Source organism: Clostridium tertium, from assembly GCF_902652255.1.
Taxonomy (GTDB): Bacteria; Bacillota; Clostridia; order Clostridiales; family Clostridiaceae; genus Clostridium; species Clostridium tertium_A.
Window position 1 is genome coordinate 1 of record NZ_CACRTO010000009.1, and the last position, 17,978, is coordinate 17,978.

Below are 17,978 nucleotides of genomic sequence, written 5' to 3' on the forward strand. Positions count from 1 at the left end.
CATTTAAAGAAGCTGAAAATACGATTGAAAGATATGTTAATGGATATAACACTAAACGAGTTCATTCAGCAATAGATTATAGAACTCCAGAAGAGTTCTACAATCTAAAAAACTGTAATTTTAAGAAAGAGTTAGTAATCAGTGTATAAGGTCCCATTTGAGGGGGCCAATCCGATTATTCATTCTTAATTTTAAATTTTAAATTTGGTTGTTTATTAAACAGCACATATGGAGTTGAATATGGTGAGAAAAAAGATCCTTGTTGTAGATGATGAAGTGAAAATAATTGAAGTTATAAGTGCATACTTAAAAAATGAAGGTTATGAAGTAGTTTTTGCTACTAATGGTAGAGAAGCTATAGATAAATACAAGTCAAATGATATAGATTTGATTATTTTAGATTTAATGCTACCAGATATATCAGGTGAAGATGTTTGCAAAGAAATAAGAGAAATATCTGATGTACCTATTATAATGCTAACTGCTAAAACTGATGAAGATAGTGTTTTAAATGGGTACTCATTAGGTAGTGATGATTATATTACTAAGCCTTTTAGTCCAAGGCAGCTAGTAGCTAAAGTAAATGCTTTATTCAAAAGAATCACTAAACCTGAATCAACAAAAATGTGCTTCAATGATGAACTTATAATAGACATTAAAAGTAGTGAAGTTATAAAGAATAATGAGATTGTAAGCCTTACTCCATCTGAATATAAGATATTAATTATGTTAGCCAAAAATCCTCAACAAGTATTTACTAGAGAAGAGTTATTAGATTATATAACAGGGGAAAATGACTATGTTTATGACAGAATAATAGATACGCATATAAAAAATTTGAGGTTCAAAATAGAAGATGATAGTAAGAATCCAAGATATATAAAAACTGTTCGTAGTTTAGGTTATAAATTTGATGAAAACTAAGATGAAATTAAAAAATAGACTCATAGCTATTTTTCTCCTATTCTCTATAACTATAATATCACTAGTAGGAATTATAATTCGTATATACATAGAGCATAACTTTAATAAATATGCTGCTAATAAGATGGAAGAAAGTAAAAAAGAAATTTATGAAAAAGTAGAAAAATCATATAAAGAAGATAAATGGAATATAAATAAAATTAGCTTCATTGGATATGATGGATTAGAAAATGGATTATTAATTAGTATAAAAGAAGAATCAGGAAATATTATATGGGATGCAAGGGAATATAATAATATAGAATGTGAAACTATTTTAGCTAAAATTAGATACAATACTAATAAAATAAATCCTAAAAATGATACTGTAAATACAATAGAAGAGTATGAAATAAAGTCAAATAATGAAGTGGTGGGCACCTTAAAACTAGAATATATAGGACCACTTTTCTTTGATGATTCAGATGTTATTTTATACGAAATGTTAAATGACATTTTAATTATAGTAGCAATAGTGTTCTTAGTATTTTCTATAGTACTTGGAATAGTAGTATCTTCATCATTAAATAAACCAATTTTAAAAGTTATAGAAGCCACTAAATCAATTTCTGGTGGAAATTATTCGAAGAAAATATCAGAAAAAAGCAATATAGAAGAAGTAAATGAATTAATTACATCTGTAAATAAAATGGCGGAAAATATAAAGCATCAAGAAAATCTAAGGAAAATCATGACTAGAGATATATCTCATGAACTTAGGACACCATTAACTACTATACAAGCCCATTTAGAAGCTATAATTGATGGATTATGGGAACCATCAGAGGAAAGATTAAATAGTATACACGAGGAAATACAAAGATTAAATAGGTTAATAATATCCTCTGAAGAATTATTTAAATACGATAGTGGTGAAATGACTTTAAATAAGACAAAAGTTGATATTTCAAATGCTTTAAATTCTATTCTTATCAATTTTGAAAAAGATTTTTTAGATAAGAGTATTGAATTAGAGATGAATTTAAATAAATGTGTCGCATTTGTGGATAAGGACAAAATAAGTCAAGTTATAGTAAATATAATTTCAAATAGTGTAAAATACACTTATCCTAATGGAAAGATAATAGTTAATTGTTACGAAGATGATGATAAAGCTTTTATATCAATTAAAGATAATGGGATTGGAATTAGTGAAGAAAATATAGAGTTAATCTTTGAAAGATTCTATAGAGTAGATAAGTCAAGGAATACAGATTCAGGAGGGCTAGGTGTAGGGTTAACTATTTCAAAGGCAATAGTGGAAGCTCATAAGGGAGAAATAAGAGTTAATAGCAAAGTTAATGATGGCACTGAGTTTATAATATCTTTGCCGAAGTAAATTAATAGAATATAAGAAAAGAGAAGGAGTATCCATAATGAATGGGACTTCTTCTCTTTTGTATTAATAGTACAAGGATAAATACTTTACATTTATATAATCTTTAAGGGAATTAAATAAATTATTAAGAAGTATGAATTATAGATAGTAAAAGATATCTAGTGCAAATATTTATTTCCTTTTCTCTATAGGTATAAGGAATTGGTTAGTTTTACCCATATTGTAAGCTAATTTTATCATGCCTATTTCTTCAGAGGTTAATTTTTTATTATACATTTTTTCAATTTGAAGAATTAAACTGTTATAATCAACTATTTTCTTAGGCTCTGATTTTATTCTAATAGGTATATGTGAGTAAATTTTTGCTTCTATTGAATCATTATATAATTTTTTAAATATTTCAGATGTATAGAAAGCATCATTAAAGGCATTATGAAATTCAGAGCTTATATCTATATTTAAAAGATCCAGTGCATTTCTTAATCCAATCCTTTTCCCACCAGGAACTTTAAAATATTTGCTAGTATAATCTTGAATATCTATATAAAGTTTAGGGAGATTTTCAGTGGAAAGATTGAAGTAAATAATGTTTTTATATAATTCTCTTAAGTCTACAGTTCCCCAAATAATAAATGTAATATCTTCTTTTCCAATAAAATTCATAAATTCAGAATATATATCCATAAAATTTTTAGCAGTAGAAACCATCTCGTCAGTAATTTTTGTTAAATCTTGAATATAACAAAGAACAGTTTTGTAAACGGTAGGCTTTACTAATTCATTAAAAGTTGAAATAGTTTTAAAGTTTTCATCAAGTTTTAAAGCTCCAATTTGTATTATCTCAAAAGGCAATTGGAGAACCCTGTCTTCTTTATTAGAACTTTGATTAAATTCTAAATCAAATATAATATACTTCAAATTCTACCACCTCTTTTAAAAATAGTATGCTCAAATAGAGGTTTAATACTGCTTTTAACTATAAATTTTAGACGTTTTTAAATTTTTTTAAGTCTTTATTATATAACTTAAGAAGCAATTAAGATTGAAGAAATCTTCAAAGTCACAGAACTTTAAATAGAAGTAGATAATATTGATAGTCTAACCGAAACTATATTAAGAATAGTTCCTAAATTATTACTATATATTATAAGGTGATATTATAACATGACTTACAATTTCATGATATATGGTTAATAATGTTGAAGGAAATGAATATGATAGAGGGATTAACAGGAACTGTTATAACAAAAGGAGATAAAAGTTATAATATTCTTCGTAGAAATAAAAACTTATATTTTAGTTATTACCCAAAGGTGATAGTTTATCCGAATGATACAATAGATGTAGTTAATGCAGTTAATTGGGCAAGAAATAAAGAGTTAAATATACGATGTAGGAGTGGCGGGCATAACTATGAATCATTTTCTGTTGCAAATGACGTCATTGTGATAGATGTTTCTAATTTACTTGATTTTGAAATAGATTCTAATGCTGGTTATGTAAAAATTGGGGCTGGATATAAGCTAGGAGAACTTTATTCTAAGATAGCTGAATATGGATTTGCATTTGTTGGAGGAAGCTGTGGAACTATTGGCGTTGCAGGAATTGCTTTAGGAGGAGGGGTTGGCCTTTTACAAAGAGAATATGGACTTGTATGTGATAATTTAGTAGAGGCGCAAATAGTAGATGCATTTGGTAGATTAATAACTGCTAATTTATTTCAAAATCAAGATTTGTTTGCTGCATTAAGGGGAGCAGGGAGTAATAATTTTGGAGTAGTAGTATCTCTTACTTTTAAAGTGTATCCTATTAATAAAGTAACAGTGTTAACTGCAAAGTGGAATAAAGAAAGTAGATATGAAGTAATCCAAGCATTTCAAAAGGTAGGGGAACAGTTAGATAATAGATATACAATTGAACTTTCTATTACTAAAAATAATATTAATTTATATGGTGTAGGTTTAAGAACTACAGAAGAGGAAATGGAGAAAACATTAAGACTTTTATTAAAAGTTCCTAATAAAGTAAGTTACACAATAAAGCATATTGATTTTAAGGAATACATACAGAAATATTCGAGTTTTGTGTCTACTCCAAAAGGATTTAAGAATACAGGATTATTGGCATATAAATCATTAGGAAAGGCACCTTGTAAAATACTATTTGATTATTTAGATAACTCACCTCCAATACAACAATCTATAGAGGTTGAAATTCTTCTATTAGGAGGAAGGATTGAAGAAAATAAATATTTACCTAGTGCTTATCCTCATAGGGGAGCTAAAGTATTAATACAAATTATTGCCGAATGGGAGCCTAAGTATAGTACGTATGCTAATGATACAGTTAAATGGGTAAATAATTTAAGAGAATCATTACTTCCATATGCGAACTTTGGATATCTTAATTATTGTGATATTAATATACCTAATTATTTATATAGTTATTTTGGTAATAATGTATCTTGGTTAAAAACTATAAAAGAAAAATATGATCCATATAACTTATTTTACTATCCTCAAGGAATAAATTTATAAGTGTGGATAAACCTTAAGCATTAAGTTAAATTAAGAGCATTTAATGGGATAGGATTTAATCTTAATATGATTTTAGTGGATTTTTATTGTATAGATATAAGATCATTATAAAATTTTTTTTTTAACTATTAATATCTATTTGGAGTACGTACTACTACTTGGAGTTAGTGATTTATATTTTTGCAGCATAATACTACCGTGAATATTTATAGTTCCAGTAATACTAGCTTTTTCTATTTCTTTAGTATAGTTAACATTTATAAAACTTTATATATTTACTAATGAGTATATAATTATAATCTAAAGAAAAAATGATTTTGAGAAGAAATAATTTTTTGAAAAAATGTTGACAAGCATGAAACTATCTGTTATCGTATACATACAAGGACTGTTACTGATTCGATCAGGCATGACCAAAAATTAATGTGATTATTTATATATAATTATATTAATGTTTGGTCATTTTTTATTTTTTAAAACAAATAAGGGGGGAGATGCTAAAGATGAAGATATTAAAAAAGTTAAATAACAATGTTGTATTAGCTTTAAATGATAAAGGAGAAGAAATTATAGTTACTGGAAAGGGATTAGGATTCCGTAAAATGCCATATATTTTAGAGGACCTATCTTTAATAGAGAAAAAGTATATAATTCCTCAAAATACAAAAGCTTCTGAAATATTAGAATCTATCCCTAATGAAGTTATAAAAGTAACAGAAAAAGTTATAAGGAGTGGCTATAAAGAACTTAATATGGAGTTTAATGCAGATATTTTATTAACATTATCTGACCATATTAATTTTGCTATACAAAGAAGTAAAGAAGGGGTAGAAATGAGAAGCCCACTTCAATGGGAAATCAAACATCTTTATCCTAAGGAATATGAGATAGGATTTCATTCCCTAGATATTATTGAAAATGATCTTGGAGTTAAATTAGATAAAAATGAAGCAACTTTTATAGCACTTCATTTTATAAATGCTCAGCTTGGTAAACATGATATGACTGAAACAACTAAGATAACAACTATTATGGGAGAAATTCTTAATTTAATAAAATATAAGTTTAAAATAGAGTTTAATGAAGACTCCTTTGAATTTACTAGATTTGTAACTCATATAAGATATTTTATTATAAGACAAGTAAACAAAAGACCATTAGATAATGATAATAATGATATGTTTTCTCTTATGAAGGATAAGCTAACAGAAGAGTTAGAGTGTGTTGAAATAATAGAGAAACATTTAAATAAAAATTATGGATGGAAGTGTACAAATGATGAAAAGTTATATTTAATGCTTCATATCCAAAGAATAAGGAAAGAAAAAAATTAGGACTGTTACTGATTCGATCAGGCATGACCAAATATTAGTGTGATTATTTATTATAGCTATAATTACATTAATATTTGGTCATTTTTATTTTAAATTTATAACTTATAAATCAAATGCTAGCTAGATTTAAAGGTTTTAAATATATGTATCATAAAACAAAAGGTGGAGATTTAGATGAATAATAAAGAATTAGCTCAAAAGATTCTTGAATTAAGTGGTGGAGAAAAAAATATCAATCTTGTTACTCATTGTGCTACAAGATTAAGACTTGTTGTTAAATCGGAAGCAGAAGTGAATTTAAAAGCAATAGATACTTTAGAAGGTGTTTTAAAAGCACAACATAGTGGTGGTCAATTACAAGTTGTAATTGGGGCTAAGGTTAACAAAGTATATGAAGAATTTATACAACTTGGTAATTTCTCAAGTAATGATGGAGAAGATATGCCAAAGGTTAAGAAAAATCCTTTTAATGCATTTATAGAAACTATAGCAGGAATATTTACTCCTATACTACCTGCACTTGTTGGATGTGGGATGATGAAGTGTTTATCATCATTAATGACTACAACAGGAATGGTAGATCCATCAATGGGTTTTATTACAATATTCAATATGATAGCTGATTGTGTCTTTTACTTTATGCCATTTTTCCTAGCAGTTAGTGCAGCAAGAAAATTCAAAACTAATGAATATTTAGCAGTTGCTTTAGCAGGATGTTTACTTCATCCAACAATTTTAGATGCTGCAGGTAAAATTGCTCAAACTGGTGTTGATAGGATAAGTTTTTTAGGATTACCTATTTTATTAGTTAAGTACACTTCTACTGTAATTCCAATAATATTATCAGTATGGTTATTAAGTTATGTTTATAGATTTGTTGAAAAGATAGTTCCAGATATGCTTAAGGTATTAGTTGTTCCAATGATTACTTTATTAATTATGGTTCCAGTTCAATTAATTGCAATAGGACCATTTGGTTCATATGTAGGTACATGGATTGCAGAAGGATTAGATATATTATTTGCAAAAAGTGGAATAGTTGCAGGTGCTTTATTAGGATTCTTTAGACCAATACTTGTTATGTTTGGTATGCACTATTCAATTATGCCAATGCAAGTTCAACAAGTTGCAGATACAGGATTTACTGTATTAACAGCAAGTGCTTTAGCTGCTAATATTGCACAAGGTGGTGCAGCCTTTGCTGTATTCTTAAAGACTAGAAATAAAACTATGAAGGCAGCAGCAGGATCAAGTTCATTAACAGCTGTATTTGGAATTACAGAACCAGCTATTTACGGGGTTACTTTAAGATATAAAAAACCTTTCTTTGCTGGGTGTTTAGCAGCAGGTTTAGTAAGTGGATTTTTTGGTATGGTTAATGCAAAGGCAAATGCTATTGCTATTCCAGGAATTTTATCTCTTACAACATTTAGTGCAAATAAATATATTTATATAATAATTGGTGTAGTAGCAGCTTTTGTTTTAGGATGTGTATTTACCCTTATTGCTGGAGTTGATGATTCTGTAATGGGTGAAGATAAGAAAGAAGATAAAAAAGAAGATGAAAAAGAAAATGTGATTTCTTGTGAAAGTATTATGGTAAAAAGCCCAGTAGAAGGTACAGTTAAAGATTTAGCTGAAGTTAATGATACTGTATTTTCTGATGGATTAATGGGAAAAGGAATTGCAATTGAACCTAAGGTAGGTAAGGTAATAGCTCCATTTGACGGAGTAGTTGAAGCAATTTTTAATACAAATCATGCTATTGGTTTAAAATCTAATGATGGTGTAGAAGTGTTAATTCACATTGGATTAGATACCGTAAACTTAGAAGGTAAATATTTTAAGAGCCATGTAACTAATGGACAAGAAATTAAGGCAGGAGATTTATTAGTTGAATTTGATATAGATGGAATTAAAAAAGAAGGATATGATGTTATAACTCCATTTATAATTACAAATTCTGATAAATTTAATGATGTTATAGCTGTAAAAAATGGTGAAGTAACAAATGATGATGATTTATTAAATTTAGTATAAATAATGAAAGATTTATATGAAAGTTTTCATTATGAAAAAATGTAAGCATTTATTAAACTAGTATAAGTAATGAAAGAGGTAGATTTATATGAATAAAGGATTTCCAAAGAACTTTTTATGGGGAGGTGCCTTATCAGCTTGTCAAGCTGAGGGTGCCTACAATCTAGATGGTAAGACACTTACTATTCCAGAAGTAATGCCATTTAATCCAAAAAACGATAGAAAAGTAACTAAGCAACTTAAAATTACAAGAGAAATGATAGAAGAAGCTAAAAATGATCCAGATACAATAAAGTATCCAAAAAGAAGAGGTATAGATTTTTATCATACATATAAGGAAGATATGGCTTTATTTAAAGAAATGGGATTTAAGGTATTTAGATATTCAATTTCTTGGGCTCGTTTATTTCCAAATGGAGATGATAGAGAGCCAAATGAATTAGGGTTAAAATTCTATGATAGCATAATAGATGAATGTTTAAAAAATGGTATGGAGCCATTAATAACAATATCACACTTTGATTTTCCAATAGTTCTAGTTGAGAAGTTTGGTGGATGGTATAACAGAGAATTAATCGATTTATACCTAAGATATTGTGAAGTAATATTCAATAGATATAAAGGAAAAGTAAAGTATTGGGTAACATTTAATGAAATAAATATGAGTATTAAAGCAGGTCCTAAAACTATGGGTGTAATAGATGAAGGACAAGAAAACTATGAAGAAATGTTATTCCAAGCTCTTCATCATCAATTTGTTGCAGCTGCAAAGGCTACAAAACTTGCTCATGAAATAGATAAAGAAAATAAGATAGGTAGCATGGTAGCATACTTTACTACTTACCCTTATACATGCAAGCCAGAAGATGCTTTAGCAATGCAAAAGGATGACCAAATGAAGAATCTATTCTATTTAGATATTTTAAATGGTGGTAAGTATCCATATTATTCAAAGAAATATTTTGAAGAACACAATATTAATTTAGATATAAAAGATGGAGATTTAGAAGTTATAAAAGAAAATACAGCTGACTTTGTAGGAATGTCATACTATAATTCTATGATATCTAGTAATGATGGAGAGCAATTAGAACTTACTGCTGGTAATGTTCATAGCGTTTATAAGAATCCACATCTTGATGCAAACGAATGGGGATGGCAAATTGACCCAATAGGATTAAGATATACATTAAATCACGTATATGATAGATTTGGACTACCTGTATTTATACTTGAAAATAGTTCAGGATTCTTTGATACATTAACAGAAGATAATAAGGTACATGACCCATATAGAGTTGACTTTTTACGTAAACATATTGAACAATTAAAGCTTGCTATTGAAGATGGAGTAGAAGTTATTGGTTATACAATGTGGGGACCAATTGATATGATTTCATCAGGAACATCAGAAATGTCAAAGCGTTATGGATTTATATATGTAGATCAAGATGACTATGGTAATGGAACTATGAAGCGTTACAAGAAAGATTCATTCTATTGGTATAAGAATGTTATAGCTACTAATGGAGAAGAACTTTAATATTTATGAAAATATTAAAGAGTATTAAGAAAGTACCAGGGGGACTTCTTATAGTTCCCATGATACTTTCTGCAATAATAAATACTTTTTTTCCTGAGATTTTTCAAATAGGGAATCCAACAACAGCACTTTTTACAAATAAGAGCACTATGGTTTTAGTAGGACTAATGCTATTTGCATCTGGAACACAATTTAATTTAAATAAAACAGTTGATGTTATTAAAAGAGCTGGTATATTATGTGTTGGAAAGTTATTGATATCATATATTAGCGGATTATTATTTATTAAATTCTTTGGAATAGAAGGAGTATTTGGAATATCAGCAGTTGCTATTATTGCTACAATTACAAGCTGCAATCCAGGATTATACTTAGCTTTAGTTAATGACTATGGAGATGAAATAGATAGTGCAGCTTTTGGATTTTTAAATCTAATAGTGGTACCTGCAGTTCCACTTATGATTTTAAGTTCGGCAAGTGGACAAGGAATAGATTTAAAAATAGTAATAGCTAATCTTTTGCCATTTATATTAGGAATGGTATTAGGAAATTTAGACGTGGATTTTAAAAAGCTTTATGCACCAGCTACAGTAATACTTTTACCTTTTATGGGAATATGCTTTGGTAGTAGTATAAACTTTATAGTAGCCTTAAAAGCAGGAATATCAGGAATAATTCTTACAGTAATATTCTATTTAATAAGTCTTTTACCTCTGTTATTAATAGATAGAAAAGTTATTAAGAGACCTGGTTATGCAGCTATTGCAATGTCATCTGTAGCAGGGTTATCTATTTCAGTACCATCACTAGCAGCTGAAATTAGTAATGTATATGCTCCTTTTATGGATGCTGCAATGTCTCAGATTGCATTAGCATCAATAATAACAAGTATAATAACTCCAATGATAATAAAATATATAGCAAAGAAATAAGAAAATAACAGATATCTAAAATAAAAGATATCTGTTATTTATTTTTGTAATAATAGTTTAATTTTATTTAATTCATCAGTTAACCTCTGAACTTGCTTTTCTAATTCTTCTATTTTATCTATGTTAATATCATTAGATCCTGAATTTGATGATTTTGATGAAGTAGATGTATTTGAGGTGCTTGATGAATTAGTACTTGTATTTTTAGAATTAGAATCTGTACTATCAGAATTATTGCTACAAGAAGAGTTAGAGGTATTAAAATTCTTAGGATCAAAAAATCTACCTGGACCAGACTCGAAGTATTGTTGCTGAGCATTAAAGAGTAAAATAGCTTGCCCAATTAATTCGAACCAGTTTCCTATTACATTTTGTACATTAAAAGGAAGATTTCCAGCTATTATATTACCTAGTAGTTCGCCTATTAGCACAAAAAGTTCAGGATAAAGAGTTTGGAATCCATTTGGTATATCATTACATCCAGGGTTATTTTCATTTTTATTCTCATTACTATTTTCATTTTTAGAAGAAGTAGTATAACCGCAAGCTCTTAATAAATCTTCATAATTACCCCATCCATTAAAATTCATTTTATTACCTCAATACAAGTGATTATTTTTATTATATTAAACTTATAATTAAAAGGTACTAGATATATAATGGGAAGGGGATTTGAATAAGGGTGACATAGGAGAATTTAAGTTTAAAAGTATTTAGATATCTGACAACCATAAATTACTATAGTAAAATAAATCTGTAATAAAAAAGATACTGTAGTAAAATAAATGTATAATAAGAAAGTTTAAGTATGTATTTGAAAGGGAAGTTATACTATGGGACAAAATGTAAAAATGAGATACCCAGAATATTTTAAAGAGTTTAAATGTATAGGTGGACACTGCAAAGATAGTTGCTGTATTGGCTGGGATATAGATATAGATAAGACTACCTTTAGAGAATATTATAAAGTTCAAGACAAAGAAATGAAAAGAATGTTTCAAAAAAATGTTCATAATAATGATTATTGTACAAGTTATGATGTAGATTATGGAAAAGTAAAATTAAAGGGTGATAAAAGGTGTCCTTTTTTAGATGAAGAAAATTATTGTATTATTTATTCTAAGCTTGGTGAAGAATATCTTTCAAATGTTTGTACATCATTTCCTAGAATAATTAATAAAATAGATGGTTATTATGAAATGTCCCTTGATGTAGCCTGTAATGAAGCTGCAAGAATTCTTTTATTAAAGGAAGAGGGAATTAAATTTAAAGAAAGTGAAGAGAGCTTAGGAAAACATATAATATCAAGTGAAATTGATACTAAATCTAAAAAATATAATAAGTCACCAATAAAGTATTTAAAAGAAATTAGAGATGTGAGTATTAAAATAATACAAAACAGAAAATTAAATTTAAGTGAAAGACTTTATATATTAGGTGATTTTATAAATAAATTAGAGGACGAAATAAATGATAATTTTAGCAATGTAGCTAAATTTATTAAGAATTATGATATAAATTTAGATAAGAATAATTATGAGAAAAATCAATTAAATTATCTTATTCAAATTAATTTTTTTAGAAAAATGTTAGAGCTTTTAGATGTATCTAAGAAGGTAGATAGCATTACCTTTAAACAATATACAAAGGAAGTTATAGCTGGATTTAAGCTTGATGAGAATACTGGAACAAGTGAATGTTCAGGATTATACATAAAAGCATTTGAAGATTATAATGAAAATTTCATTAATAATAATAGTTATATTTTTGAAAACTATTTAGTAAATTTCATATACAATAATATTTTCCCATTTACTGAGTCTGAATCAATATTTGATGGATATATTATGCTTTTAACAAGATACTCATTTATTAGATTTTATCTGGTAGGGAAATATCTATACAATAAACAGGAATCTAAAGAAAGCATAGTTGACTTTATCCAAGCTTTTTCTAAAACTATAGAACATCATAAAAGTTATTTAATTGATTCATTAGAGTATATAAAAGAAAATGAATTTGATAATATGGAATTTGCGAAAGTACTTTTATAGCAAATTAGAAATATGTTTTAGTGCAATTGGATTTAAATGAATATGTTATCAAAAAGGATGCTACACCCAGCAAAGATTAGCATCCTTTTTGTTTGCTTTTAATTTCAATATCAAGACAAATAAATAGAAAAAACATCATTTGTAGTAGTTATGGAGAAGTATAGGTGTAGAGAATCAAAATAATTAGGGAAAATTAATCTGTAATATAAGGAAATGATATAAAAGTATTAATAACTTATGTTATAATTGAATTGGAAATAAATGGAAATTTGTTTGATAAATAGAAAGTGTGGGGGGATTAAAAATGGAGATTTATGAAAAGGCTTTATTCACTATGAATGAATTATTTGCAAAGGATTATCAGTTTGCAATGGCTACTGTGAAGGATAATATACCATCAGTTCGATTTGTTGATACTTTTTTTGAGGATGATTCATTTTATGTAGTTACGTACTCAAATTCACAAAAGGTTAGAGAATTGGAAGATAATAGTCAAGTTTCACTATGTAATGAATTTTATCGTTTTAGTGGTAATGCTTATAATATTGGCCATCCATTATTATTAGAAAATAAAGAGATAAGAGAAAAATTAATTAAAGTATTTGAGCCTTGGTATTTCGCACACAATAATGAAAATGATGAAAATATGTGTTATGTAAAAATTGAACTTAAAGAAGGATTTTTATATAAAGATGGGATAGGATATAAAGTAAATTTTCAACTAAAAGAGGTTGAAAAATTTCCCTTTGATTTAGATAGTGAACCAGTATTGTAATTTTTAAATTCCAATTTATATAGGTAAATATATTTAAAGCGGTAGGATGAAAATTATGATGATGTAGAAAATTATTATATTGATTTGTAATTGGTAGAAAATGTTTTTATGATGGTGATATAAATAAGTATAGATAAAATATCCTTGGTATAAATCTTTAGATAATCTAAAGATTCATACCAAGGATATTTTAAGTTTTTGATATTATAATTTTGTGTATAAATATGGAGATTATATCAATTAAATTTCATCTATAAATAAGGCCTCGTTATGGCAAAATCAGAAAACGAAGAGAAGGTGAGATTAAGGTTTATAAATAATTATGATAATAATTCATATTACATGAGGAGAATAACTATGAAAAAATATTTTTTTGGATTATTATGTGCAATTATAGTCACTTGTATAGTATGTATTTATTGCGTTGGTGGGCAAGTCGGAGCCTATACATGGAATATTGCGGTTCTTATTTTTGCCCCCGTTACTATATTTTTAATACTAGTACAAATAATTATTCTTATTGTTGCACTATGTAAAGGAAAGAAAGTGTCATGGAATATTGTATTTATTGCTATTTCAATTGTGTTTGCATTACCAATAACAGTTTTACTAGGTGTTTCACCTGTTGCATATCCAACAAATGCAAGTACTAATGACAGTATTACAGTTACAATGCCGATTGAAAATGCGGTGATTTTTGGAGGTAGTGAGTATAAGACGCATTCTATGTGGCCGTCTGAATGTTATGCTTATGACATATTGAAAGAGCCTTATAATGTAGAAAGTTCAAATTTACAGGATTATGGGATTTTTGGTGAAGATATTATTTCTCCAGTAAAAGGGAGAGTGATTGGAATTGAGAACAATGAGCAAGATATTATTCCTAATACTGAGGAATTTACAAGCTCACTTGGTAACTATATTTTTATTAAAATTGATGAAATAAATACGTATCTTATATTAGCTCACTTAATGCAAGATAGTATAGAAGTATCAGTTGGAGAACAGATAGATATAGGGGACGTTATTGGTAAAGTAGGAAACTCTGGTACGACTTCAGAGCCGCACCTCCATATTCAGCATCAACGAAATAATCCATTAGAAACGAAATTTCCAGTTTGTGCAGAGGGATTGCCTATTACTTTTAAGTAATAAATGAGGTGATATTTTTTATACTATATCAATCATATTCTCTAATTGGACCATTAGTGTTTTCATTAGTACCTTATTATACAACAACGTTCATTTAGAGTAATATGTTTATAGCTTATATAGTCACGTCTTTTAAAGTGGTTTTCTAGTCAAATATTACTTTAACATGAACGTGCCCTATATGGGCTATTTTTTTGTAATAAATAGTATAAATTTTTATATAATGTATATATTCATAAGGTAATTAAAGTGTCAGAAGTTAAGATAAGTCAACGTTTGGAGTATGTTCTTATCTATATATTATTTAGAAATAGCTTATTTGATTAAGAAAAAAATTAAAACTATATTTAGAGAAGATAGAAAGCTTAACTCTAAATATAGTTTTTTGTTAGATTAAGAAGACTTAGATAATTTAGAACAATCTTCCGAATTAATGAAGGTTTTTAAATATTTATCGAGTATTGATTGCCAAAAATTTATAGAGGGTCCAATAAATAAAGTTAAAATAATTGTTCCTAATCCAATAGGACCTTTAAAGATTACAGCTAAAACTAATAGTGAAATATCTATTAATAATTTAGCATGCATTAGTTTAAGGTTGAATTTATTTTTAATGACTAGCATTAAATAGTCAATAGGATTTGTAGGTAACTTAGGATAAAGATATATTGCTATACCAATAGATGAAAAAAGTATTGCTACTATAAATATAATACATCTAATTAACATGGTTTCTAACACAATAAAATCAAGTAGAAACATCCACAAATCAATAAAGGATCCTATTAGCAATGCTGTGATAAAGCTTGAAAACTTAATAAATTTCTTTTCTAATAAAGATGCTATAATAAGTGATAAAAATGATAGAATTATAATCCAAGTTCCTGGAGTTAGGCCTATGGTATAACTTAGACCAAAATTAACGGCCTCCCAAGGAGCAACGCCTAGTGCAGTTTTGGATAATAATACTGCACCAAATGACATAATTAAAATTCCAAATAAAAATACTATCCATTTTTTATAAATATTCATTAAAAACCATCCTTTATATTTCTCTTTTTAAAAGGTGAAAAGAAAAACTTAAGGCTGATACGATTATATTAATTATATATGTTATAGCGTGAATTAGAATATAGTTATTGATTCAATTGTTTATGATAAACTAAAAAATGGAGTGTGTAAATATAATTAGATATTTCAACTTTTAATGGTGAAGTTTATTGAGTTTTTATGAAAAGGTTTAGCTGATATAATACAATTGAAAGGTGGAAAGAAAAATGAATATACTAACTGATAGATGCAAACGTATATTGATGGAGCTATTAAATAACGAGATTGTTACTTTAAAATATTTAGAAGAAAAAATTAAATATTCTAAAAGAACTTTATTAAAAGATTTAGATATTATAGAAAAAGTTTTAGCTGAATATGATGTTCAACTAATTAGAAAACCTCATAAGGGGTTATGGCTCTATGGTAGTAAAGACAAGTTGGCATTTATTCATAAGTTAATAAATATAGAACAAAATGAGATTCCATCTTCTTCAGAAGAAAGACAAGCCTATATATTAACAAGATTAATTGATAGTAATGAATACATAACTTTTCAGGATTTAGCTGATGAAATGTATGTTAGCAAGAGTACAATAAGAAATGAAATTTTAAAGATATCAGAATATCTTGAGGGTGGAGAAATAGGTTTAGAAAAAAAACAAAATAAAGGCATGTTAATTAGAGGAAAAGAGAAAGATATAAGACAGGCATATGCAAATATAATAACCAAGGAAAAAGATTTGGAGTATATGCTAAATGTTGTGAGTGAATCTCAAAAATTAGATTTCAATAAACATCCTGAAATAAATGCAAATAATAAATTACAACAAATGTTAGATAAAGAATGGATAGCTATAATATCAAAGAATGTTAAGAAGTTAGAGACAGAATTAGGATATTCTTTTTCAGATTCGGCTTTTACAGCATTAGTAATTCATATTGTAATAGCAATTAGAAGAATTAAAGAAGGAAATCAAATAAGAACAAATGAAATATCACTAAAAGAATTAAGAGAATGTAATGAATATAAGATAGCTTTAGAATTAGTTCAGGATATAGAGCATGACTTTAAAATTGAAATACCAGAAGAAGAAGTTGGATATATTACTATACATATATTAGGTGCCAAAGTATCAAAAATGAAAAATTCAAGCAGTGAAAATAATATTATAACAGATGTTATAATAGATAATTCTTTAAAAGAAACTATTTTATCTATGATTAGAAAGGCAGAAGAAGTTTTACATGTAAGATTTGATGATAATCATGATCTATATAATGGACTTCTTATACATGTGAGACCAGCAATAAATAGACTTATTAATAAAATGCCTATAAAAAATCCATATTTGCATGAAATTAAAAGAAGATATCCTTTTGCTTTTGAAGCTGCAGTAAAAGCATTTGATGTATTAAAAGAAAAATATTCGATTAAGTCAAATGAAGATGAAATTGCATATATAGCATTACACATAGAAGCTGCTTTAGAAAATATAAAAAAGATTAATAAAAACGAAGTAAAAGTATTGGTAGTATGTAGTACAGGGATGGGAACATCTCAATTAATAAGTGCTAAACTAAAAAGGTTATTTAGTAATATAAAAATAATTGACATACTTTCTGCTATGGAGATAGAAAACAATCCTTTAATAAATGAGGCTGATTTTATTATATCATCTATTCCACTATATATAGATAATAAAACAGTGATTAATGTGAATCCTTTTTTAGAAGATTCAGATATAGATAAAATAAAACATCATATTAATATTGTGGATATGAATAATAAAATTGAAAGATACGGAAAATTTATAAATATATATGCAAAAGAGTTAGTATTCTTAGATAGAGATTCAGATGATAATAAAGAAGTTATTAGAGAAATATGCATGGAATTAGAGAGAAAAAGATTTGTAACTAAAGATTACATGAAATCTGTAATTAATAGAGAAAATATTTCTTCAACAGCATATGATGGAATGGCAATACCACATGGTGATACTAATGAAGTTATTAAGCCATTTATATCAATCTATGTACTAAGAAAACCTTTAAAATGGGGAAAGTGTAAAGTAAGTATTGTGTTTTTAATTGGAGTAAATGAATCTATAAAACATTATTTAAAGGATATATTTAATAATTTATATGAATTATTAGAAGATAAAGAGAGGATTAATAAAATACTACAATGTAAAGATGCAGATGAAGTAATAAACATAGTTTTAAATAAATATCAGAAGGAAGGCAATTAAACAG

Annotated in this window: 15 protein-coding genes; 12 read left to right on the top strand and 3 right to left on the bottom strand. The window is 27.0% G+C overall.

From position 1 onward, the window contains the following. The 3 genes from GPX08_RS04220 to GPX08_RS04230 form a co-directional block, all read left to right on the top strand. Positions 1 to 149 (top strand): transposase (locus GPX08_RS04220; RefSeq protein WP_156625605.1); only part of this gene is annotated, 149 nt, incomplete at its 5' end. 94 nt (positions 150 to 243) lie between these two features. Then, positions 244 to 924, top strand: a complete 681-nt coding sequence (locus GPX08_RS04225; protein WP_156625653.1) for a response regulator — start codon at positions 244 to 246, stop codon at positions 922 to 924. Between the two features lies 1 nt (position 925). Continuing rightward, positions 926 to 2,302, top strand: a complete 1,377-nt coding sequence (locus GPX08_RS04230) for a HAMP domain-containing protein (RefSeq protein ID WP_156625654.1) — start codon at positions 926 to 928, stop codon at positions 2,300 to 2,302. Positions 2,303 to 2,473: 171 nt separating this feature from the next. On the opposite strand, the gene GPX08_RS04235 is transcribed toward GPX08_RS04230, so the two are convergent. Continuing rightward, positions 2,474 to 3,220: an exonuclease gene (locus tag GPX08_RS04235; protein ID WP_156625606.1), complete on the bottom strand. Its 747-nt coding sequence runs from the start codon at positions 3,218 to 3,220 to the stop codon at positions 2,474 to 2,476. A gap of 296 nt (positions 3,221 to 3,516) precedes the next feature. Here GPX08_RS04235 and GPX08_RS04240 point away from each other — a divergent pair, with 296 nt between their 5' ends. From GPX08_RS04240 to GPX08_RS04260, 5 genes are all read left to right on the top strand, one after another. Next, positions 3,517 to 4,839, top strand: coding sequence for an FAD-binding protein (locus tag GPX08_RS04240; RefSeq protein ID WP_156625607.1), 1,323 nt, complete (start codon positions 3,517 to 3,519; stop codon positions 4,837 to 4,839). A gap of 503 nt (positions 4,840 to 5,342) precedes the next feature. Then, a complete protein-coding gene (locus GPX08_RS04245; protein WP_156625608.1) occupies positions 5,343 to 6,173 on the top strand; it encodes a PRD domain-containing protein in 831 nt (276 codons plus the stop codon). 174 nt (positions 6,174 to 6,347) lie between these two features. Next, positions 6,348 to 8,213 (top strand): PTS beta-glucoside transporter subunit EIIBCA, encoded by a 1,866-nt coding sequence (locus GPX08_RS04250; RefSeq protein ID WP_156625609.1) that lies wholly within the window; start codon positions 6,348 to 6,350, stop codon positions 8,211 to 8,213. An 88-nt stretch (positions 8,214 to 8,301) separates the two neighbouring features. Continuing rightward, the gene (locus GPX08_RS04255; protein ID WP_156625610.1) at positions 8,302 to 9,756 is read left to right on the top strand and encodes a family 1 glycosylhydrolase; all 1,455 of its coding nucleotides are present in this window, start codon (positions 8,302 to 8,304) and stop codon (positions 9,754 to 9,756) included. Between the two features lie 5 nt (positions 9,757 to 9,761). Then, entirely contained in the window at positions 9,762 to 10,688 is a 927-nt protein-coding gene (locus GPX08_RS04260) for a hypothetical protein (protein ID WP_156625611.1), read from the top strand. A gap of 38 nt (positions 10,689 to 10,726) precedes the next feature. Here GPX08_RS04260 and GPX08_RS04265 read toward each other — a convergent pair whose 3' ends face one another. Further along, positions 10,727 to 11,278, bottom strand: a complete 552-nt coding sequence (locus tag GPX08_RS04265; RefSeq protein ID WP_156625612.1) for a hypothetical protein — start codon at positions 11,276 to 11,278, stop codon at positions 10,727 to 10,729. Between the two features lie 243 nt (positions 11,279 to 11,521). On the opposite strand from GPX08_RS04265, the gene GPX08_RS04270 reads away from it, so the two are divergent. The 3 genes from GPX08_RS04270 to GPX08_RS04280 all read left to right on the top strand — a co-directional run bounded on the left by GPX08_RS04270 (position 11,522) and on the right by GPX08_RS04280 (position 14,669). Beyond that, positions 11,522 to 12,742: a FliB family protein gene (locus GPX08_RS04270; RefSeq protein ID WP_156625613.1), complete on the top strand. Its 1,221-nt coding sequence runs from the start codon at positions 11,522 to 11,524 to the stop codon at positions 12,740 to 12,742. Positions 12,743 to 13,046: 304 nt separating this feature from the next. Next, complete coding sequence (locus tag GPX08_RS04275) at positions 13,047 to 13,517, top strand: pyridoxamine 5'-phosphate oxidase family protein (RefSeq protein ID WP_156625614.1); 471 nt, start codon at positions 13,047 to 13,049, stop codon at positions 13,515 to 13,517. Between the two features lie 270 nt (positions 13,518 to 13,787). After that, positions 13,788 to 14,669, top strand: coding sequence for a peptidoglycan DD-metalloendopeptidase family protein (locus tag GPX08_RS04280; protein WP_156625615.1), 882 nt, complete (start codon positions 13,788 to 13,790; stop codon positions 14,667 to 14,669). A gap of 393 nt (positions 14,670 to 15,062) precedes the next feature. Here GPX08_RS04280 and GPX08_RS04285 read toward each other — a convergent pair whose 3' ends face one another. Beyond that, entirely contained in the window at positions 15,063 to 15,701 is a 639-nt protein-coding gene (locus tag GPX08_RS04285) for a hypothetical protein (RefSeq protein WP_156625616.1), read from the bottom strand. Positions 15,702 to 15,946: 245 nt separating this feature from the next. Here GPX08_RS04285 and GPX08_RS04290 point away from each other — a divergent pair, with 245 nt between their 5' ends. Further along, positions 15,947 to 17,974, top strand: a complete 2,028-nt coding sequence (locus tag GPX08_RS04290; RefSeq protein ID WP_156625617.1) for a PRD domain-containing protein — start codon at positions 15,947 to 15,949, stop codon at positions 17,972 to 17,974. The last annotated feature ends 4 nt before the right edge of the window (positions 17,975 to 17,978 follow it).